Genomic DNA, 19,584 nt, shown 5'->3' with positions numbered 1-19,584 from the left:
GATGAGATTGGTGGCAGGGGCACGCCGTGAGACTACACCGGCCGCATGGCGGAGCGCCTACGCATTCGTGCCCAGCGGTTCCAGATACGGCTCCAGCAACTCGCTCATCCAGTTCATGAAGACCTGCACCCGAACCGGCAGGTTTCGCCGGTTCGGATAGACCAGCGAGACCGGCATCGGCGGCGGCCGGAAGTCGGGCATGACGTCGACGAGCGTACCGTCCGCAATCGCCGACGACAGCCCCGCGTACACCGGCGCCTGGATCATTCCCAGCCCCGCGCGGCACGCTGCGTCGTAGCTCTCGGCCGAGCTGACGGTCACCGCGCCTTTCATCGGCCGGAAGGCGGAGCGGCCGTCCACCGTGTATTCCCACCCCGGCGACTTCGTGCCCAACGTCTGCACGTAATGGACGATGCGATGGTGGTCGAGGTCTTCGAGCGTTTTCGGCATGCCATAGCGCGCGATGTAGGCCGGGCTGGCGCAGTTGACCTGATGCAACTGGCCGAGCGGGCGGGCGATGAGGCTGCTGTCGGTGAGCGTGCCGATGCGCAGTACGCAGTCGAAGCCCTCGCGCACCGGGTCCACGCGGCGGTCGGTGCTGGAGAGTTCGATTTCCAGCTCGGGATGCGCATCGAGCAGCGCGGGCAGGCCGGGGATGACGATGCGGCGTGCGACCCCGACGGGCATGTCAACGCGCAACCGGCCACGCAGGGCCTGCGGGCTCTGGCGGAACATCGTCTGCAGTTCGTCCATATCGGCCAGCAGGTCCTGGCAGCGCTCGTAAAAGGTCTGGCCGTCCTGCGTGAGCTGCACCTTACGGGTGGTCCGGTGGAGCAGCCGCGTGCCGAGCATCGTCTCCAACTGCTGCACTGCCACCGAGGCAGCCGGCTTGGGAATGCTCAGCGCTTCTGCCGCACGCGTGAAGCTGGCAAGTTCAGCCACGCGCACAAAGATCTGCATGGCTTCGAGTCGGTTCGTGGACATGGCGGGTACGTTGATTGTTATCTGTGAGCAAACACAGCGATAGGATAGGCGAGATTTATTCTTTGATTGTCGCCCAATACCATGCTCTCACGGTGTTCGACACCCATCTCAGATTCAACCGGAGAGCAAACATGACCCAGACCCACACCCCCATCGCGATCATCACCGGCGGCAGCCGCGGCCTTGGCAAGAACATGGTGCAGAAGCTGGCCCAGCGCGGCACAGACGTGATCTTTACGTATCGCACGAACCGGGCGGAAGCCGACGCCCTTGTCGCTGAACTGACTGCCCAGGGCCGCCGTGCCGCAGCCCTGCAGCTGGACGCAGGCAAGATCGCCACGTTCCCGGCCTTTGCCGAGGCCGTGCGCGGCGTGCTGTCGCAATGGAAGGTTGAGCGCTTCGATTACCTCGTCAACAACGCCGGCGTGGGCGTGCACGCCACGGTGGCCGAAACCACTGAAGCCCAGTTCGACGAACTGATGAATGTGCATTTCAAAGGCGTGTTCTTCCTCACGCAGATCCTGCTGCCGCTCATGGCTGACGGTGGGCGCATCGTCAATATCTCGTCGGGGCTGGCACGCTTTGCGCTGCCGGGCTATGGCGCGTATGCGGCAATGAAGGGCGCGGTGGAGGTGCTGACGCGCTATCTGGCGAAGGAGCTGGGGCCGCGCGGCATTGCCGTGAATGTGGTGGCGCCGGGCGCCATCGAGACTGACTTTGGCGGCGGTGCCGTGCGCGACAACGCGAGCCTCAACGCGATGGTCGCGTCCAATACGGCGCTGGGGCGCGCTGGTGTGCCGGACGATATCGGTGGTGTGGTGGCGGCGTTGTTGTCGCCGGATAACCGCTGGATCAACGCCCAACGCATTGAGGCATCGGGCGGGATGTTCCTGTAAGCGGCGCGCCTGCCCGCGCATGGGGTTCTGAACGCCAACTGTGGAGTTCTGAACTCCATTCGTCGAGCTCTGAGCTCCATTCGTCGAGCTCTGAGCTCCATTCGTCGAGCTCTGAGCTCCATTCGTCGAGCTCTGAGCTCCATGCGTCGAGCTCTGAGCTCCATGCGTCGAGCTCTGAGCTCCATGCGTCGAGCTCTGAGCTCCATGCGTCGAGCTCTGAGCTCCATGCGTCGAGCTCTGAGCTCCATTCGTCGAGCTCTGAGCTCCATTCGTCGAGCTCTGAGCTCCATGCGCCGAGCTCTGAGCTCCATGCGTCGAGCTCTGAGCTCCATGCGTCGAGCTCTGAGCTCCATGCGTCGAGCTCTGAGCTCCATTCGCCGAGCTCTGAACTCCATTCGCCGAGCTCTGAGCTCCATTCGCCGAGTCCCGATCTCCATGCGTCGAGTTTTGAGCTCGGCGCGCCGCGCAAAATGCTCCGCGTGTTGAGTTCGGAATTGGGAATTTGGGGCTTGATGCTTGACGCGGCGGTTCATCGCCTGTTTCACCCCCTGCCGGGGGCGACTCACTTTCTTTGTCTTGCCAAAGAAAGTAAGCAAAGAAAGGCGCGCCCGAGATGGCGACCCCCTCCTTGGATTTTTGTAACCGGGCGGAGACGGGGAAAACTCGCTGCGCTCAGACAGTTCCCCGTCTTTTTTCCGCCCGCTTACAAAAATCCAAGGCGCCATCAAGGGCAGGAACGTCAAAGGCCACACCGTCGGTGTGCTGGCCTGGGTGGCACTCGTTTGTTGCTGGTGTTGCTCGCTTTGCTTCGCGTTGTGTTGGTGGTTCCTGCTGCGCTGGTGATCGACGGTTTGGCCTTTGACGTTTCTGCCCTATGCGGCGCCTTGAATTTCTGTTGCAAGGAGGAAAAAGAGGGGAGGCCTGTCTGAGCGCAGCGAGTTTGCCTCCCCTCCCTCCTTTCGACATAAATTCAAGGAGTCTTTCGCCGCATCGGGCGCCCCTTTCTTTGCTTACTTTCTTTGGCAAGACAAAGAAAGTGAGTCAGCCCCGGCAGGGGATGAAACAAGAGATGCACCACAAGAAACGACCCAAACCCAACAACCCTTACGCCACCGCCTTAGCCGCAGCCCGCCCCCGCAGCCACTCAAACGTCAGCAGCAGGCAAGTAGAAAACACAATCAAGATCGTCGCCAGCGCCGCAATGGTCGGCGAGATGTTCTCGCGAATGCCGGTAAACATCTGGCGCGGCAGCGTCACCTGATCCGCCCCCGCCAGGAAGAGCGTCACCACCACTTCGTCAAACGACGTGGCAAACGCAAACAGCGCGCCGGAAATCACGCCCGGTGCGATGACGGGCAGGGTGATGCGGAAGAACGTCATGACCGGGTTGGCACCCAGCGACAGGCTGGCCCGCACCAGGTTGTGATTGAAACCTTGCAGCGTCGCCAGTACCGTCGTCACCACAAACGGCACGCCCAGCGCCGCATGCGCGAGGATCAGGCCGATATACGTGTTCGCCAGCCCCAGCGGCGCAAAGAACAGGTACATGCCGACGCCCACAACCACCACCGGAACGATCATCGGTGACACCAGCACCGCCATCAGCAGGCCCTTGCCGCGGAAGTCGGCCTTGTTCAGCCCGATGGCGGCGAGCGTGCCGAGCACCGTTGCCACGATGGTGGCGGCGGGCGCGACGATGAAGCTGTTCTTGGCGGCCATGCGCCATTCGTCCGACGTGACGAGGTTCTGATACCAGCGCAGCGAATAGCTCGGTATCGGGTACGAGAGGAACGTGCTCGACGAGAACGACAGCGGCACGATCACCAGCACCGGCAGCACGAGGTACAGCAGCGTCAGCACGGCCAGGCCGCGCAGCGCGAAGTACCAGATGCGTTCAATGAGCGAGGTGTGCGGGGCGAACATCGGTTTGGCGAGTTTCATGGTCGATGTTCTCCGTTAGCCGACGCGGACCTTGGGCCGCGTGAAGCGTCCATACACGGCGTACAGCACCAGCGTTGCCAGCAACAGCAGCGCACCCAGCGCGCACGCCATGCCCCAGTTGATCGTGACGTTGGTGAAGTACGCCACGTAGTAGCTGACCATCTGATCGTTCGGCCCGCCGAGCAGCGCGGGCGTGATGTAGTAGCCCAGTGCCAGGATGAACACCAGCAGCGCTCCGGCGCCGATGCCCGGATACGTCTGCGGTACATACACGCGCCAGAAAGCGGCAAATGGATGGCTGCCCAGCGACACGGCTGCGCGCTGGTACGTGGGCGGGATCGACTTCATCACGCTGTACAGCGGCAGGATCATGAACGGCAGCAGGATGTGCGTCATCGAGATGTACACGCCCACGCGGTTGAACAGCAGCGCCAGCGGCTCCTTGATGATGCCGAGGTCGATCAGCCCGTGGTTGATCAGGCCTTCGGTCTGCAGCAGCACGATCCACGCCGCCACCCGCACCAGGATGGACGTCCAGAACGGGATCAGCACCATCACCATGACGAGGTTGGCGCGGCGCTCTGGCAGCGAGGCAATCCAGTACGACAGCGGATAGCCCAGCAGCAATGCGAACAACGTCACCATCGCGCTGATGACAAAGGTGCGCACGAACACCGTTACGTAAATTTGCTCGTCGGCGTCGGTCGCTTCGATATGGCCGAAGGCGTCTTGGCGGTGGTCGAGCGCGGCCAGCAGGTAGAACGGCGACGTGCGGCTGCTGTTCTTGGCGATGGCCTGCCAGTACGTGACTTCGCCCCAGCGCTCGTCGACTTCGAGCAGCTTGGCGCGGGTCTGGCCGGGCGTCAGCGCCAGTGGCTTGCCTTGGTCATCCGCCAGCGGCATGGCGCGCGCCGTCTTGGCAACGAGCGAGCGGAAGCCCGGGATTTCAGTGTTGAGGCGGCGGGCCAGAGCACCCATCGCTTCGCCTTCGCTCACGGTCGTGAGGTCGGCGGCGAGCGCTGCGTAGGCGGCATCGGCCGGCGGGCTCTTGCGGTCCCAGCCCTTCAGGGCGACGACGGTTTTTGGCAGCGCGTCGGCCACCTCGGGGTTCTGCACGGCGCGCGTGAGCAGGGCGCCGATCGGCACGACAAAGATCAGCAGCAGGAAGATGGCGAGCGGCGCCACCAGCGCCAGAGCCATGGCACGCCTGCGCGCCTCAGCGCTCTTCAGTTCGCGTTTGAGTTTGGCCGTCGATTCCGGAACCGATTCAGCCGCGATCGTCATGGTGTTCAATGCTGCCTCGCCATTGCTACGGGAATACGTCCGGCGGATGCCTTGCCAAACCTGCAGGGCATCCGCGCGGTCACTGCGTTACACCGCTATGCGGTTACTTCGACGCCCACGAGGCGAAGCGCTGTTCCAGCTCGTCGCCGTGGTCGGTCCAGAACTGCAGGTTCTGCAGCACCGCGTTCTTGCTGTTCTCGGGCGAGTTCGGCATGTTGGCCTGCGTCTTGGTATCGAGCGCTTTGATTGCCGCAACGTTGGCCGGGCCGTACGCGATGTGCTTGGCGTATTCCTGCTGCGGTTTCTGCGACAGCGTGTACGCGATGTACTGCTCGGCCAGGGCCTTGTTGGGCGAGCCCTTCGGGATGGCCCAGTAGTCGAGGTCGTAGATGCTGCCGTTCCACACCACCTTGAGGTTCTTGCCTTCGCGCTGCGCGGCATCGATGCGGCCGTTGAAGGCGGTCGACATCACCACGTCACCCGCCACCAGGAACTGCGGCGGCTGGGCGCCGGCTTCCCACCACTGGATGTACGGCTTGATCTGATCGAGCTTCTTGAACGCGCGGTTCTGGCCATCCTTGGTGGCCAGCACCTTGTAGACATCCTTGACGGGCACGCCGTCGGCCATCAGCGCGAATTCCAGGTTGTAGCGCGCGCCCTTGCGCATGCCGCGCTTGCCCGGGAAGGTCTTCACGTCCCAGAAATCGGCCCAGCCCTTGGGGGCGGTCTTGAGCTTGTCGGCGTTGTAGGCCAGTGCGGTGGACCACACGAAGAAGCCCACGCCGCAGGTCTGCGGCGCTTCCGGGATCAGGTCGGTCTTCTTGGCGATCTTGCTCCAGTCCAGCTTCTCGAACAGGCCTTCGTCACAACCGCGGCCGATGTCGCCCGATTCCACTTCCACCACGTCCCAGTTGACGTGCTTGGCTTCCACCATGGCCTTGATCTTGGCCTGCTCGCCGTTGTACTCGACCACGGTGACCTTGTTACCGGTCTGCGCCTCGAACGGCTTGTTGAAGGCGGCCTTCTGCGCGTCACCATTGGCGCCGCCGAAGTTCACAACGGTGATTTCCGCAGCGTGCGCGCCGAATGCGATGGCGAATGCGCCGGCAAGCACGGACAGACGCGTCTTTGTGATGTGTTTCATTCCTGGCTCCTCTTATTGGCGTGTGGGTACAACGTGTGGTCGAGGCATGCGGGCAGGGCTGCCCGCGTGCGTCATGCAAAAACGCGCAGATGTTCAGGCGCGAACTCAAGCTGGATCGGTGCGCCGGGTGCGAAGCCTTCGAGCGCGCGCGTGCCCAGCGGCACCTTCACAAAACATTCGGGTTGGTCGGGCAGGGCGCAGCGCATGCGCACGTGGTCGCCAAAGTAGACGAGGCCGCGCGTCTGGCCCACCAGCGCATTGCCGGCGGCGGAGGCGCCTTCGGCCAGGCGCATGCGCTCCGGGCGGATACAGCCGGTGGCCGTGGCGCCGACATTGGCACCTGCGACGTTGCGGCCAACCACGCGGGCGCCGTCGTTGAGCTGCAGTTCGCAGTAATCGCCGTCGACCCGGATGACTGTGCCGCGCAGCGTGTTGCTGTCGCCGATGAAGTTGGCGACAAACTCGTTGCAGGGGCGTTCGTAGAGGCTGTCCACCGTGTCGAGCTGCTGCACGATGCCCTTGTCGAACACGGCCACGCGGTCGGACATGGTGAGCGCCTCGCCCTGGTCATGCGTCACGTAGACGAAGGTCACGCCGAGCTTTTCGTGCAGCGATTTCAACTCGTACTGCATGTGTTCACGCAGTTGCTTGTCGAGCGCGCCGAGCGGCTCGTCCATCAGCACGAGCTTGGGCTCGAACACCAGCGCGCGTGCCAGTGCAATGCGCTGCTGCTGACCGCCGGAGAGCTGGGCGGGGTAGCGCTTGGCAAAGCCTTCCATGCGAACCATCTGCAGGGCCTTGTGCACGCGCTCGGCACGTTCGGCGGCGGGCAGCTTGCGTACGGTCAGCGGGTACTCGACGTTCTGCGCCACCGTCATGTGCGGAAACAGCGCGTAGTTCTGGAACACCATGCCGATGTTGCGCTTGTGCGGCGGCACGTTGTTGAGCAGCGCGCCTTCGAGGCGGATCTCGCCGCCGGTCGGGAATTCGAACCCGGCCAGCATCATCAGGCACGTGGTCTTGCCCGAGCCCGAGGGGCCGAGCAGGGTGAGGAACTCGCCCTGGTAGATGTCCAGGTCCAGATGCTTGACCACGAGGGTTTCGCCGTCATACGTCTTGCGTACACCGCGAAAGCTGACGATCACGTCGTCGGTCTTCATTGCTGCTTCCTCCATACCATGTCGGTCATCGGGCTGAGCGCTGTCGGCTGCAGGCGGCACATTTGCTGGCTGACGCTCATGCTGCCTGTCGTGCCGTCCCCGATCTGTTCGGGTCGGCCAACATGCCGTGTTGTGACGAATTGTTGATGGACTATAGCGGCTCATTGTTCTGCCAAGTGGACCCAATCCCGGTTATTTGATGGAGCCATTCACCGCCGCCGCGCAGGCACATCCCATGGGCGTGCGGGCCCTCGGCACCACAATAGGGAAAACCCCGAATGCCTTGCCCGAGCAAGCTCGGCGGTCGATCGTATGGTGGTGCCGATGCGTCTGAGTTTAGGTCGTCTGCCAGCCCACGTGCGGCGGGCATAACAGAGCATGGATGGAACCAATTCGGCCGGAACTGCGGCCGGCTCGGGCTGCGTGAAAATGGTGCGCCGCATCGTCACGCAAACGGTGCACGCCGTGGGCCAACCGTGCGGACACCACGAACTCCATGTTGTCGCGCAGCAACCGCTGTTCAGGCCGGATGCTCTTCAGGCAGCGCAAGCGCGAGATAGACACTCACGGTCAACCCTCCGCCCGGTGTGTCCGACAGCGCCACCGTGCCGCCATGCAGGCGGGCAATCTCTCGGACGATCGCCAGGCCGAGGCCGCTGCCATCGTGGCCTTCCGATGCGGCGCCACGATAGAAACGGCCGAAGACCGCGTCGCGCTCGGACACGGCAATGCCCGGGCCGTCGTCTTCCACTTGCAGCACGGCCTGCTCGCCCAGCATCGGCATTGCTTGCCGCCTGACCCGTAGCGTGACGCGGGCCCCCTTGCCGGCATACAGGATGGCGTTGTCGAGCAGGTTGCCGACCAGTTCCTGCAGCCACTGGGGCTCGCCGGCCACCGTCACCGGCGCGCCTTCAAAGCCGAGGTCGACGCTGGATTTGCGCGCAACGGGCGCCAGTTCCAGCGCCACATCGCCAGCCAGTGTGTCCAGGCGCAGCGGCTGGAGCTGCGGCGCGTAGCCGCTGTCGGTCTCCAGGCGCGAGAGCGACAGCAGTTGCTGCACGCCGCGCGCGGCCTGGCGTACGGTACCGTGCAGCGGTTCAAGGTGGCGTCGGATGCGTTCGCCATCGGGCTCGCGCAGGGCGAGTTCGGACTGCGCCTGAATCACGGCCAGCGGCGTCTTCAATTGATGTGCGGCATCGGCAAAGAAGCGTTTGCGGGCATGCACCAAGCGCAGCAGGCGGGCCACATACTGATTGATAGCCTCGACCAGTGGGGCCACTTCTGCAGGCAGGCCCTGCTGCGGCAGCGGGGCAAGCTCATCGGTGCCGCGACCGGCCACGGTTTCGCTCAACTGCCGCAGCGGTCGAAGGCCGCGCCGCACGCCCCACCAGACGATGCAGACGGCCAGTACCACGAGCAGCACTTCCTGCTGCAATGAGCCCGCCAGGATTTCATGGGCCAGCGCCTCGCGCGGCTCCAGCGTTTCTCCTACCAGCAGCCAGATGACATGCGTTTCGGCCGACAGCGCATCGCGCACCGGCAGCAGCTGCGCGGCAATCCGCACCTGCCTGCCGCGAAAGAGCGTGTCGTAGAAGACGGTGCGATATGCCATGGGGTGCCGACCGCTCGGCATGGGTAGATCGTCGTAGCCAGTGAGTGTGCCGCCGCCGGTATCGACAATCCGGTAGAAGATGCTGCTGCCCGTTTCCGACTCCAGAATTTCCAGCGCGAGGTAGGGCAGGTCGATGGCGAATTGCTTGTTACGCACTCGCACGCCTTCGCGCATGGCTTTGAGCGACGCTTGGAGCGTGCGGTCGAACGCAGCGTGGGCGGCCGTCATGGCGCGCGTGTAAGTCAGCCACGCATCGAGCGCGAGCAGCCCCAGCAGCGGCAGCAGCAGCCAGAACGAAAGCTGCCGGCGCAGGCTCAACGGGCTCATGAGGCCGCGCCTTCCGTGGCTTCCAGCAGATACCCGAGCCCGCGCAGCATGACGATGGCCACGCCGCTGCCGTCGAGCTTCTTGCGCAGACGGTGCACGTAGATCTCGATGGCGTCAGCGTTGACGGATTCGTTGATGCTGAAGATCTTTTCCGAGATGGCGGCTTTGTTGACGGCGCGGCCATCGCGCAGCATCAGCACTTCCAGTACGGCACGCTCGCGGCCAGTGAGGGCGAGCAGTTCGCCATGGAGCGTGAAGGCGCCGCTGATGCTGTCGTAGTGCAGCGGGCCGCATTGCAACTGCGTGCTTTCGTGGCCGTGGCTGCGTCGGATGAGTGCCCGTGCGCGGGCTTCGACTTCGGTCAGATCGAACGGTTTCGTAAGGTAATCGTCAGCACCGAGGTTCAGCCCGCGCACGCGTTCCTCCACGGCGCCGTGTGCAGTCAGGATCATCACCGGCAGCGGGTTCTTGCGCACGCGCAGACGGCGCAGCACTTCCAGCCCGTCCATGCGCGGCAGGCCAATGTCGAGAATGGCCAGCGCGTAGTCCTGCGTGGTGAGCAGCAAGTCCGCTGCGTGGCCGTCATGCGCGCAATCGACCGTGAAGCCGGCCTGGCCGAGGGCTTCTTCCAGCGTGCTGGCGAGCTTCAGGTTGTCTTCCACCAACAGGATGCGCATATCGGTCCGTCTCTTAAACAGCCGCAGAGGAATACAGACATCGCCGCATGTTTTGAAGCTAGGGAAACCCCCAAGAACGTCGCGAAACACCCTGGCAATTTCCCGCCAATCGAAAGTGAACTGAAAGTGCGTCCCTCATACGATCCGTCCCGCTCAAAGCCCCTGTGAATTGGGCGCTTGCGCAAGGACAACGAATAAGGGAGACCTGATGAACAAGACTTCGATGGCGCTGGCCGTGGTGGCGCTCGCCACCGCGACGACCGCTGGCACGGCCGCCGCACAATCCTCCAACGTGACCCTGTACGGGATCATGGATTCGGGCATCGAGTATGTGAACCACGCTGGCCCGAACGGCGGCAGCGCCACGCGCCTAGTCTCGGGCGGCAAGAACACGTCGCGCTGGGGTATGCGCGGCACCGAAGATCTGGGGGGCGGCCTGAAAGCCGTGTTCAATCTGGAAAGCGGTATCGCCATCGATACCGGCAAGCTCGATACCGACAACACGCTGTTCGACCGCCGCGCCGTGGTCGGTTTGGCAGGCGGCTTCGGGCAGGTGGTGGCCGGTCGCACGTTCACGACCACGTACGACTTCATGCTGCCGTACGACCCGATGGGCTATGCGCCGAACTACTCGTGGGCGACGTCGTCCACGGCCACAGGCGACCGCAAGGACGGCCTGTTCTCGCGCGCATCCAACGCTGTGCGCTATGACGGTTCCTTTGGTGGCCTGAAGCTGGGCGCGACCGTGGGCTTTGGCGAGGCCGCCGGCAATTTCAAGAGCAACTCCAAGTACGACCTGGGCATCGGGTACACCGTGGGCGGCTTCTCTGCGGCGGTCACGTGGGATCGCCAAAACGGCGCAGGCACAAGCACCACGCCGGCAGATACGACCAATTACATCCAGGGCATTCACGCCGGCGCCAGCTACGACTTGGGCGCGTTGAAACTGTTTGCGGGCTATCGCAACTACAAGCGTGCCTTCACCACGGCTGCCGCCAGCCTGCGCAGCGATATGTACTGGGCGGGCGCCAGCTACGACCTGACGCCGGCCTTCACGCTGTACGGCGCGGTGTACAAGCAGAACATCAAGGACGGTACAGGGGCCGATCCGATCCTGTTCTCGGTGCGCGGCCAGTACACGCTGTCCAAGCGGACCACGGCGTACCTGTCTGCCGGTTATGCCAAGGCCAAAAACGGCCAGAACGTGAGCCTGTCGCGCGACGTGGTGGGGTATGGCAACAACCAGGTCGGTGTGACGGCGGGCCTGCAACACCGTTTCTGATCGGCCGATCGCAGTCAAAAACACGGGCACCTTCGGGTGCCCGTTTTGTTGGATCGACGCGCGGCTGGCCGTCAGTCGAGCGTCGCGCGGGATTTCAGCATGCGCCGCACGTCGCGGAAATCGTCGAAGGCGGCAAGGTCCTGCTCGAAGTTGCGCACCTGTTCGTGCAGCGCTGCGATGTCGAGGTCGAGTTTTTGCAACACGGCCTCTGGCGGCAGCGCTTCGAACCGCTGATAGCCGTACGTGTATCGGAACGTGGTCTCGACGCGATGGATTTGCCGGTCAAGCTCGCGCACCTGGTCTTTCAGGATCTGGTTGTAGTGCGCCAATCGCGCTTCGCTGATGCGGTTGATCGAATGCTGGTCGATGTGCTCAAGCTCCAGCTGCAATTCCAGTAGTTGCAGCAGGTTGTTCTTGTCGTAGGCCTCGTTGACGCGCTGCATGAGCCGCGTCTTGCGCTCTCGCTCCTGCGGATCGGTTTCGCGGTCCGGGTGCAGGGCGCTGGCGAGCTTGCGATAGACCTCGCGGATGGACAGGCTCATCTGCGCCTGTTCGTCTTCCTCCCGCGCTTCTGCGGCAAGTTGCTTCGGAGATTTCGTGCGCGCGGCCCGGCGGGCTTCACGCTTGCTTGCGGCGGCGGCCTTTTTCTCGGCGCGTTGCTCGATGTGCGCGCGGGCGCGCTGCAGCAGCGCTTCCTCCGAATGCACGTCCGCGTCGTCGCCGAGGTCGACACCGAGCGCCGCTTCCAGCCTCGACTTCATCTCCGCGGCCTGCAGCGCGGCTTCCCGGTCGAAGTCTGTGCCGCTGTACTTGCTGTAAAGCGTCTTGAGGCTCGGGTCTTCGTCAATCAGATCGTGCGCGAGATCGACGATGAGCGCGGATATCTTGCGGCGCTCGGCTTTAGTAAAGGCGTCGTGCTCGTAGACCTGATCGAGGCTGCGGACGAGGCGGATCTGCAATGCGATGCGGCTGCGCTCCAGCGGCAAGAACTCGCCGGCATATCGGCCCTGGAACTGAACGGTAGCCGTCTCCCAATCTGCGAGCCGCTTGCGCCGATTCCCGATCTGCTTGATCAGCGCGTTGAACGCTCGCTGACCTTTTGACAGCGTTGGCGAGTTGTCCGCGTGTTGGTTGGGCGCGATGCTGATGGCAGGGCGGCGGGCCTTGGTCATGGAGCGGAAATGTCGCGGGCTCCGCTAAGGGAGCCCGTCGATGTGATGTTGATGCGATGGTTCAGCCCAGCAACAGCGCGTCGTCGTCCACCTTGGCGCCGCGCGTTTCCTCGAACTTCTGCAGCAGGTGCGGCACGTCCAGGCCACGGCGCTCCTCGCCTTGCACGTCGAGGATCACGTTACCCTGGTGCAGCATTACCGTGCGGTCGCCGTAGTCGAGCGCCTGGCGCATGGAGTGCGTCACCATCATTGTCGTCAGCTTGCTCTCAGACACGATCTTGGCGGTCAGCTCAAGCACGAAGGCGGCCGTTTTCGGGTCGAGCGCGGCGGTGTGCTCATCGAGCAGCAGGATGCGCGACGGCTGCAGCGAGGCCATCAGCAGGCTCACGGCCTGGCGTTGGCCGCCCGAAAGCAGACCGATGCGATCGGTCAGGCGATTTTCCAGGCCGAGGTCCAGCCGGCGCAGTTGCTCGCGGAAGATCTCGCGCCACTTGCGGTTGGTGGCGAACGAGAAACCACGACGCTGCCCGCGGCACATGGCCAGCGACATGTTCTCTTCGATGGTCAAGTTTTCGCAGGTGCCGGCCATCGGGTCCTGGAACACTCGGGCGACCTTGTCAGCGCGTTGCCACGCGGTCTTTCGCGTGACGTCTTCACCGTCGATGGTGATGCTGCCGGAGTCGACCAGCTGGTCGCCGCTGATGGAGTTCAGGAACGTCGACTTGCCGGCGCCGTTCGAGCCGATCACGGCCACGAACTGGCCCGCCGGAATGTCCAGCGACAGGCCGCGCAGCGCGCGCGTCTCAATCGGCGTGGCCGGGTTGAAGGTGAGGGTGAGTCCTTGTGCGCTCAGCATGTCAGTTCCCCTTGGTAGTGGTCTTGGCGAACTTGCCGAACACCTTGCGGCGCACACCAGGAAGCACGAGCGCGATCACCACCAGCGCGGCGGTCACCATGTTCAGGTCCTGTGCTTGCAGGCCGATGAAATCGCTATTGAGCGCCAGGGCGATGAAGAAACGATACAGGATCGCGCCCACCACCACGGCCAGCGTGGTCAGCACCAGGCGGCGTGCCGGCAGCACGGTCTCGCCGATGATGACGGCAGCCAGGCCGATGACGATCGTGCCGATACCCATCGACACGTCGGCGCCGCCCTGCGTTTGCGCGTAGAGCGCACCAGCAAGCGCCACCAGGGCGTTGGACAGCGCCATGCCGGCCAACGTGGCAGCGCCGGTGGCGACACCCTGTGCGCGCGCCATGCGCGGGTTGGCACCCGTGGCACGCAGCGACAGGCCGATCTGCGTCGAGAAGAACCAATCCACCAGCAGCTTGACGACCACCACGACCACACCCAGCAGCACGGGTCGGAACACGTAGTCGGGCATCCACTCGGGCTGCAGCAGCGAGAACACCGTCGGCTCGGAGATGAGCGGCACGTTCGGCTTGCCCATGATGCGCAGGTTGACCGAGTACAGCGCGATCATCATCAGGATGCTGGCGAGCAGATCCATGATTTTCAGGCGCACATTGAGCCAGCCCGTGATGAAGCCGGCAACGGCACCGGCCAGCGTGCCGCCCAGCGTCGACATGAACGGATCGTGTCCGCTGGCGATGAGCGTGGCCGCCACGGCGCCGCCCATCGGGAAGCTGCCGTCGACAGTGAGGTCAGGGAAGTTGAGGATGCGGAAGGAGATCAGCACCCCGAGCGCCACGAGGCTGAAGATCAGACCGATCTCCAGGGCGCCGAGCAATGAAAACAGTGACATGACGGAATAGGGCGCGGCGATTGGGCACCGGCCGGTGTGCAATGAACGGGGACGCTTTCGGGTAGGAGCGTAAGCGCCCGGCCATGATGCGGCGGATAGCCGCGCTGGGGCTCGGGCAGGCAGACCCGCGCCGGGCCGGCTCCATCGGGCGGAGGCCGACCCGGCGCCTTGCGTGTTACTTGATGACTTCCTTGGCGTCCTTCAGCAGGTCCGCCGACAAGGTCGCGCCTTGCTTCTTGGCCGCGCCTTCGTTCACGAACAGCTCCAAATCGGTGCTGCCGGCCGATGCAATCGCGCCCGGCTTCTCACCCTTCAGGATGCGGGCGACGACCTTGCCGGTCTGCTGGCCCAGCTTGTAGTAGTTGATGCCCAGCGCAGCGATGGCGCCGCGCTTGACGCTGTCGGTATCGCCGGCCACCAGCGGGATCTTCGCTTCGTTGGCCACCTTCACCAGCGACTCGTACGCCGACACCACGTTGTTGTCGGTGTTCGTGTAGATCACGTCGACCTTGCCGATCAGGTTCTTGGCGGCTGGCGCGATGTCCACGGTACGCGGTGCAGCCGATTCGATCAGCGTCATGCCTTGCGCCGACAGCAGCTTCTTCAGCTCGGTGACGACCACGACCGAGTTGGCTTCGCCAGGGTTGTAGACCATGCCCACACGCTTGGCATTTGGCACCACACGCTTGATGAGGGCGATTTGCTTGTCCAGCGGCAGCTTGTCGGACACGCCGGTCACGTTGGTGCCGGTCGGCTCCCAGCTCTTGACCAGTTGCGCGGCCACCGGATCCGTCACGCCCGAATAGACGACGGGGATCGACTTGGTGGCAGCCACAACCGCCTGCGCGGACGGGGTGGCGATGGCGATGATGGCGTCCGGCTTGTCGCCGATGAACTTGCGGGCGATCTGCGCGGCGGTGGCCGTGCTGCCTTGTGCGCTCTGGTACTCCCACTTCAGGTTCTTGCCTGCGTCAAAGCCTTCGGCCTTGAGCTGTTCCTTGGCGCCGTCGCGGATGGCGTCGAGCGCCGGGTGCTCAACGATGGCCAGCACTTCGACCGACTTGGTGGCCTGGGCCAGCGCCGGTGCGGCTTGCAGCAGTGCCATCGGAATGGCAGCAAGCGCGGCAATGCGGAAGGCGTGCTTGAACGTGGACATAAGGATCTCCTGTTTCCTTTTGGGTGGTTTCGCTCTGGCGGCGGGCGGGATATGCCCGTGCCGGCGTGGTTGGTTTTGTAAGACTGTCTTGATTCTTGAGTGCACCGAAGCAGTGCAGTGCCGGCGCACGTGGGCGCACATTATCGGCCAAATCGCAATGCTTTTCAGCAAACACTTCAAAAGAAAACCTGGGGGCAGGGGGGGGATTCCGGTTGCGTGCGATGCAACCCGGCCATCAAATCAAAAAGGGGCACGTGGCCCCTTTTTTCACTGCCCCAACGGGCGGCTGCTTACTGGATCTTCGCTTTTTCGCGCAGCTCTTTCAGCATCGCCTGGAACTTGCTGCGTTGCCAGTTCTGATCGCCCATCATCATCTCGAGCAGTTGCGGCTTGACGTCCTCGTACGACGGGATCTTTGCGTCGCGCGTGTCGTCCAGACGGATCACGTGCCAGCCGAATTGCGTCTTGACCGGCGTCTGCGTGATCTGGCCCTTCTTCAGCCCGGTGAGCGCGGCCGAGAATTCCGGCACGTAAGTGCCCGGGTTCGCCCAGTCCAGATCGCCGCCGTTGGCGCCCGATCCCTTGTCCTTCGATTGCGCCTTGGCGATGTCTTCAAACTTGGCGCCGGCCTTCAGCTTGGCGATGATCGCCTTGGCGTCGGCTTCCTTGTCCACCAGGATGTGGTGGGCGTGGTATTCCTTGCCGTTGCCGAACTGCGCCTTGATCTTGTCGTACTGCTTGTGCAGTTCGTCTTCGGTGGCGGGGCTGTTCTTGACGTAGTCCTCGAACTCGGCGGCCACGAGCACGTTCAGGCGCGCAGAAGCGAGTTGCTCTTGAACGTCGTCGCGCTCCAGCAGGCCCCGCTTGGCGGCGTCCTGCTCGATCAGTTCACGGTCGACCAGCATGTCGCGGGCCTTGGCACGCAGCTCGGGCGATTCGGGCTGGCCCGACTTCTTGATCAGCGCGTCCACCTTTGCGCTCGGGATGGCTTTACCGTTGACCACCGCGGCGTTTTGCGCCATCGCGGGAGCAACGGTCGCAGCAAGGGCAGCAGCCAGCAGGCTGGCAGTGAGGCTGGAAATCTTCATGGGATTGCGTTCGAGGGAAGGACGAGTGAGCGTGGAATGCGCTTACGTGTTTTCTTCGGGAGTGACCGCGCGGATCGCCAGGGCATGGATTGCCGCTGGCCACAGCGTGTGCAGCGCATCATACACCATGCGATGACGCGCCAAACGGTTCTTGCCGGCAAAGGCCGCGCTGACGATTTCGACGTTGTAGTGTCCGCCGCCGGACGCTGCACCGGCGTGTCCGGCGTGCTTCGCGCTGTCGTCTTCAACGACCAGGTGGGCGGGCTGGAAGGCCTCACGCAGGAGGCGTTCGATTTCTCGCGGATCTGCGGCCATCAGCGGTCGTCTCCGATGTGGGCGTCGTTGGCTGCGTTGGCGGGACGCTCCTGCATGTGCCGCGCCAGCCAGACACTCTGCGCGAGGATGAATACCACCATCAGGCCCATCGAGCCGAACAGCTTGAAGTTGACCCACACGTCAGTGTCGAAGTTGTAGGCCACGTAAAGGTTCAGGCAGCCCATGACCAGGAAGAACAGCGCCCAGACCAGGTTCAGGCGGCCCCACATCGGCTCGGGCAGCGAGACCTGCTGCTCCATCATGGCGCGGATGAGGTTCTTGCGAACGAACACCACGCTGCCCAGCAGCACCACGCCAAACATCCAGTACAGGACCGTCGGCTTCCACTTGATGAAAGTCTCGTTGTGGAAAATGAGTGTGGCGCCGCCAAACACACCAATGATGAGCAGCGACAGCCACTGCATGGCGTCGACCTTGCGGTGCTTGAACCACACCCAGGCGATCTGCAGCACGGTGGCGACCATCGCGACGGTGGTCGCCACATAAATACCGGCCACCTTGAAGGCAGCAAAGAACAGGATGACCGGGAACAGATCGAACAGGAATTTCATGCGGGAACGCGCTTAGGTGGGCAGGTGCGGTAGATCAATCGCCGAATTTTAGCGCAGCCGAGTTGATGCAATACCGCAGGCCGGTGGGCGCAGGGCCATCTTCGAACACATGGCCCAGGTGCGCGCCGCAGTTCTTGCACTGCACTTCGATGCGCAGCATACCGTGGGAGCGGTCGGTTTTTTCGGCGATCACCTCGCCGTTGATGGGCTGGAAATAGCTCGGCCAGCCGCAGCCCGCATCGAACTTGGTCGACGATTCAAACAGCGGCGTGCCGCAGCACACGCAGTTGTAGACGCCACGCTCCCAGTGGTCCCAGTACTTGCCGGTGAAGGGGCGTTCGGTGGCCGCTTCGCGGGTGACGCGGTATTCGATGTCGGAGAGTTGGTCGCGCCATTCGGCGTCGGATTTCGTGACGGTCATGGTGATGAGACTCCTTGTTGGATTCGGCCACCGCGAGGTGAGAGCGATTGGCCGGCTGATGTTGTTTGTCGTGCTGCTGCGGCAATCCTGACAGGCGCGGATTAGAGCACGGTGTCAGTTTCGACGCATCACGACGAGCAGCTCACTTCCAATGACGATGCCCAGTCGGGCGCCGGCTGGGCGTAGTGCTCGAAGCCGGGGTGGTCGTCAAACGGGCGGGCCAGCACGGCGCGCAGGTTTTCGACTTCGGAGAAATCCTTTTCCTTGGCGCGGCGGATTGCAATTTCAGCCAGGTGGTTGCGCAGCACGTATTTGGGGTTGACGCGCTGCATGGCGGCGGCGCGCTCGTCGTCGGATTGCGTTTCGGCTTGCAAGCGCTGGCGATAAGCGGCAAGCCACGCGTCTGCGGCGGCGCGATCGAAGAAGAAATCGCGGACGGTGCGCGCTTCTGCCGCGGCGGGCGTGTCGTCGCGGCGTACTTCGGCGAGGTGGCGGAAAAACAGCGTGTAGTCGGTGCGCTGGTTGTGCAGCAGCTTGAAGAGGTCGCCGAACAGCGTTTCGTCTGTGTCCTGCGCGGTGGAAAGGCCAAGCTTGGCGCGATAACGTGCGTAGAACGCTGCGCCGTAGACGTCGCGGTAGGTCAGCAACACGTTTTGTGCGGCATCGATGGCGGGTTGCGCCTGCGCTTCGTCGCTCAAGTTGACGAAAACGTCCGGATCCTCGCCGAACAGCGGCAGTAATGCCTGCGCGAGGCAGAACAGGTTCCAGTAGCCGATCTGGGGCTGCTGGGCGTAGGCGTACCGGCCGCCGCTGTCGGAGTGGTTGCAGATGTGGTTGGCGTCAAAACCGTCCAGGAAGCCGAATGGGCCGTAATCAAGCGTGAGGCCGAGGATCGACATGTTGTCGGTGTTCATCACGCCGTGGCAGAAGCCAACGGCTTGCCAGTCGGCCATCAATTCAGCGGTGCGGCGGGCAATTTCGCGCAGCAGGGCGAGATACGGTTGCGACTCGCTGCGGCAGGCGGGGTAGAAGCGGTCGACGACGTAATCGGCAAGTGCGCGGAGTTGGGGCAGTTGTTCACTGGCGGCAAAGTGCTCGAAATGGCCGAAGCGCACGAACGACGGTGCAAGGCGTGTGACAACTGCTGCGGTTTCGATTTCTTCACGGCGCACGGGTGCGTCAGCGCCGGTCACGCACAGGGCTCGGGTGGTCGGAATGCCGAGCCCTGCCATGGCTTCCGAGCACAAAAATTCGCGGATGGACGACCGGAGCACCGCGCGTCCGTCGCCCATGCGCGAATACGGCGTACGGCCGGCACCTTTGAGCTGGACTTCGCACGGGCCATCGGCGGTCTGGAATTCCGCCAGCAGCAGCGCACGGCCATCGCCCAACTGGCCCGCCCACACGCCGAACTGGTGGCCCGAATAGACGGTTGCGAGCGGATCGCTCCAGGCCGCGACGGCGTTACCGGTAAAGACCGCCAGCCCGGCCGGGGTGTCAAGCTCTGCGCGCGAGATGCCGAGCGACGCGGCGGCGTCTGGCGAAAAGCCAACCAGATAAGGTGTGCCGATTGCGCCGGAAGGCATGGGCATCGGCGGCAGACGTGTCAAAAATCGTTCGCCCAGTGCTGAGAAACCGGGGGCTGCGGCGGGGCGGCCAGGCCAGTCGAACGTGTTCGCAAGGGAATCGTCAGGCAAGGCGACGGGGGAGGCAGTCATAGGATGGGGCGGCAGGGCAGGCAGCCGATAGCACAGGAACCGGCGCAAAAACAGTGCCGAACCCTGAAA

The 19,584-nt window shown here is 63.6% G+C and carries 18 protein-coding genes; 2 read left to right on the top strand and 16 right to left on the bottom strand.

From position 1 onward, the window contains the following. Positions 1-57 precede the first annotated feature (57 nt). A complete protein-coding gene (locus N5B55_RS07930; protein ID WP_304539704.1) occupies positions 58-984 on the bottom strand; it encodes a LysR family transcriptional regulator in 927 nt (308 codons plus the stop codon). Positions 985-1,115: 131 nt separating this feature from the next. On the opposite strand from N5B55_RS07930, the gene N5B55_RS07925 reads away from it, so the two are divergent. Beyond that, entirely contained in the window at positions 1,116-1,880 is a 765-nt protein-coding gene (locus N5B55_RS07925) for an SDR family NAD(P)-dependent oxidoreductase (RefSeq protein WP_304539703.1), read from the top strand. A gap of 1,104 nt (positions 1,881-2,984) precedes the next feature. Here N5B55_RS07925 and N5B55_RS07920 read toward each other — a convergent pair. The 6 genes from N5B55_RS07920 to N5B55_RS07895 form a co-directional block, all read right to left on the bottom strand. Beyond that, positions 2,985-3,821: an ABC transporter permease gene (locus tag N5B55_RS07920; protein WP_012762038.1), complete on the bottom strand. Its 837-nt coding sequence runs from the start codon at positions 3,819-3,821 to the stop codon at positions 2,985-2,987. 15 nt (positions 3,822-3,836) lie between these two features. After that, on the bottom strand, positions 3,837-5,105 hold the full coding sequence (locus N5B55_RS07915; RefSeq protein WP_304539702.1) for an ABC transporter permease: 1,269 nt from the start codon (positions 5,103-5,105) through the stop codon (positions 3,837-3,839). Positions 5,106-5,208: 103 nt separating this feature from the next. Further along, a complete protein-coding gene (locus N5B55_RS07910) occupies positions 5,209-6,249 on the bottom strand; it encodes an ABC transporter substrate-binding protein (RefSeq protein WP_304539701.1) in 1,041 nt (346 codons plus the stop codon). A gap of 71 nt (positions 6,250-6,320) precedes the next feature. Then, positions 6,321-7,409 (bottom strand): ABC transporter ATP-binding protein, encoded by a 1,089-nt coding sequence (locus N5B55_RS07905; RefSeq protein WP_065855118.1) that lies wholly within the window; start codon positions 7,407-7,409, stop codon positions 6,321-6,323. Between the two features lie 520 nt (positions 7,410-7,929). Continuing rightward, the gene (locus N5B55_RS07900; RefSeq protein ID WP_304539700.1) at positions 7,930-9,348 is read right to left on the bottom strand and encodes a sensor histidine kinase; all 1,419 of its coding nucleotides are present in this window, start codon (positions 9,346-9,348) and stop codon (positions 7,930-7,932) included. Further along, positions 9,345-10,025, bottom strand: a complete 681-nt coding sequence (locus tag N5B55_RS07895) for a response regulator (RefSeq protein ID WP_304539699.1) — start codon at positions 10,023-10,025, stop codon at positions 9,345-9,347. Before N5B55_RS07895 ends, N5B55_RS07900 begins: the two co-directional genes overlap by 4 nt. A gap of 208 nt (positions 10,026-10,233) precedes the next feature. Here N5B55_RS07895 and N5B55_RS07890 point away from each other — a divergent pair, with 208 nt between their 5' ends. Next, positions 10,234-11,307 (top strand): porin, encoded by a 1,074-nt coding sequence (locus N5B55_RS07890; RefSeq protein WP_304539698.1) that lies wholly within the window; start codon positions 10,234-10,236, stop codon positions 11,305-11,307. A 71-nt stretch (positions 11,308-11,378) separates the two neighbouring features. Here N5B55_RS07890 and N5B55_RS07885 read toward each other — a convergent pair whose 3' ends face one another. From N5B55_RS07885 to N5B55_RS07845, 9 genes are all read right to left on the bottom strand, one after another. Next, positions 11,379-12,479, bottom strand: a complete 1,101-nt coding sequence (locus N5B55_RS07885) for a J domain-containing protein (RefSeq protein ID WP_304539697.1) — start codon at positions 12,477-12,479, stop codon at positions 11,379-11,381. A gap of 61 nt (positions 12,480-12,540) precedes the next feature. Beyond that, positions 12,541-13,335 carry an ABC transporter ATP-binding protein gene (locus N5B55_RS07880; RefSeq protein ID WP_304539696.1) on the bottom strand — a complete coding sequence of 265 codons (795 nt, stop codon included), beginning with the start codon at positions 13,333-13,335 and terminating at the stop codon, positions 12,541-12,543. 1 nt (position 13,336) lies between these two features. Continuing rightward, positions 13,337-14,245, bottom strand: a complete 909-nt coding sequence (locus N5B55_RS07875; RefSeq protein WP_065855104.1) for an ABC transporter permease — start codon at positions 14,243-14,245, stop codon at positions 13,337-13,339. 175 nt (positions 14,246-14,420) lie between these two features. Continuing rightward, a complete protein-coding gene (locus tag N5B55_RS07870) occupies positions 14,421-15,401 on the bottom strand; it encodes an ABC transporter substrate-binding protein (protein ID WP_304539695.1) in 981 nt (326 codons plus the stop codon). Between the two features lie 290 nt (positions 15,402-15,691). After that, positions 15,692-16,489 (bottom strand): peptidylprolyl isomerase, encoded by a 798-nt coding sequence (locus N5B55_RS07865; protein ID WP_012762019.1) that lies wholly within the window; start codon positions 16,487-16,489, stop codon positions 15,692-15,694. Positions 16,490-16,531: 42 nt separating this feature from the next. Further along, positions 16,532-16,804, bottom strand: coding sequence for a BolA family protein (locus N5B55_RS07860; protein WP_065855099.1), 273 nt, complete (start codon positions 16,802-16,804; stop codon positions 16,532-16,534). Then, positions 16,804-17,376, bottom strand: coding sequence for a septation protein A (locus N5B55_RS07855; RefSeq protein WP_065855097.1), 573 nt, complete (start codon positions 17,374-17,376; stop codon positions 16,804-16,806). Before N5B55_RS07855 ends, N5B55_RS07860 begins: the two co-directional genes overlap by 1 nt. A 34-nt stretch (positions 17,377-17,410) precedes the next feature. After that, positions 17,411-17,797 carry a peptide-methionine (R)-S-oxide reductase MsrB gene (msrB, locus tag N5B55_RS07850; protein ID WP_304539694.1) on the bottom strand — a complete coding sequence of 129 codons (387 nt, stop codon included), beginning with the start codon at positions 17,795-17,797 and terminating at the stop codon, positions 17,411-17,413. Positions 17,798-17,925: 128 nt separating this feature from the next. Then, positions 17,926-19,515, bottom strand: coding sequence for a protein adenylyltransferase SelO (locus N5B55_RS07845; RefSeq protein WP_304539693.1), 1,590 nt, complete (start codon positions 19,513-19,515; stop codon positions 17,926-17,928). Between the last annotated feature and the right edge of the window lie 69 nt (positions 19,516-19,584).

The sequence above is a fragment of the Ralstonia pickettii genome (assembly GCF_030582395.1).
In the GTDB taxonomy this organism is placed as follows: Bacteria; Pseudomonadota; Gammaproteobacteria; order Burkholderiales; family Burkholderiaceae; genus Ralstonia; species Ralstonia pickettii_D.
The sequence above is the reverse complement of the archived record's forward strand: the minus strand, read 5'-3'. Positions and strand labels throughout refer to the sequence as shown.

Excerpts from the sequence above, each read along its gene's own strand:
- N5B55_RS07930 (WP_304539704.1), bottom strand. The coding sequence starts at position 984 with ATGTCCACGAACCGACTCGAAGCCATGCAGATCTTTGTGCGCGTGGCT.
- N5B55_RS07925 (WP_304539703.1), top strand. The coding sequence starts at position 1,116 with ATGACCCAGACCCACACCCCCATCGCGATCATCACCGGCGGCAGCCGC.
- N5B55_RS07920 (WP_012762038.1), bottom strand. The coding sequence starts at position 3,821 with ATGAAACTCGCCAAACCGATGTTCGCCCCGCACACCTCGCTCATTGAA.
- N5B55_RS07915 (WP_304539702.1), bottom strand. The coding sequence starts at position 5,105 with ATGACGATCGCGGCTGAATCGGTTCCGGAATCGACGGCCAAACTCAAA.
- N5B55_RS07910 (WP_304539701.1), bottom strand. The coding sequence starts at position 6,249 with ATGAAACACATCACAAAGACGCGTCTGTCCGTGCTTGCCGGCGCATTC.
- N5B55_RS07905 (WP_065855118.1), bottom strand. The coding sequence starts at position 7,409 with ATGAAGACCGACGACGTGATCGTCAGCTTTCGCGGTGTACGCAAGACG.
- N5B55_RS07900 (WP_304539700.1), bottom strand. The coding sequence starts at position 9,348 with ATGAGCCCGTTGAGCCTGCGCCGGCAGCTTTCGTTCTGGCTGCTGCTG.
- N5B55_RS07895 (WP_304539699.1), bottom strand. The coding sequence starts at position 10,025 with ATGCGCATCCTGTTGGTGGAAGACAACCTGAAGCTCGCCAGCACGCTG.
- N5B55_RS07890 (WP_304539698.1), top strand. The coding sequence starts at position 10,234 with ATGAACAAGACTTCGATGGCGCTGGCCGTGGTGGCGCTCGCCACCGCG.
- N5B55_RS07885 (WP_304539697.1), bottom strand. The coding sequence starts at position 12,479 with ATGACCAAGGCCCGCCGCCCTGCCATCAGCATCGCGCCCAACCAACAC.
- N5B55_RS07880 (WP_304539696.1), bottom strand. The coding sequence starts at position 13,335 with ATGCTGAGCGCACAAGGACTCACCCTCACCTTCAACCCGGCCACGCCG.
- N5B55_RS07875 (WP_065855104.1), bottom strand. The coding sequence starts at position 14,245 with ATGTCACTGTTTTCATTGCTCGGCGCCCTGGAGATCGGTCTGATCTTC.
- N5B55_RS07870 (WP_304539695.1), bottom strand. The coding sequence starts at position 15,401 with ATGTCCACGTTCAAGCACGCCTTCCGCATTGCCGCGCTTGCTGCCATT.
- N5B55_RS07865 (WP_012762019.1), bottom strand. The coding sequence starts at position 16,489 with ATGAAGATTTCCAGCCTCACTGCCAGCCTGCTGGCTGCTGCCCTTGCT.
- N5B55_RS07860 (WP_065855099.1), bottom strand. The coding sequence starts at position 16,804 with ATGGCCGCAGATCCGCGAGAAATCGAACGCCTCCTGCGTGAGGCCTTC.
- N5B55_RS07855 (WP_065855097.1), bottom strand. The coding sequence starts at position 17,376 with ATGAAATTCCTGTTCGATCTGTTCCCGGTCATCCTGTTCTTTGCTGCC.
- msrB (WP_304539694.1), bottom strand. The coding sequence starts at position 17,797 with ATGACCGTCACGAAATCCGACGCCGAATGGCGCGACCAACTCTCCGAC.
- N5B55_RS07845 (WP_304539693.1), bottom strand. The coding sequence starts at position 19,515 with ATGACTGCCTCCCCCGTCGCCTTGCCTGACGATTCCCTTGCGAACACG.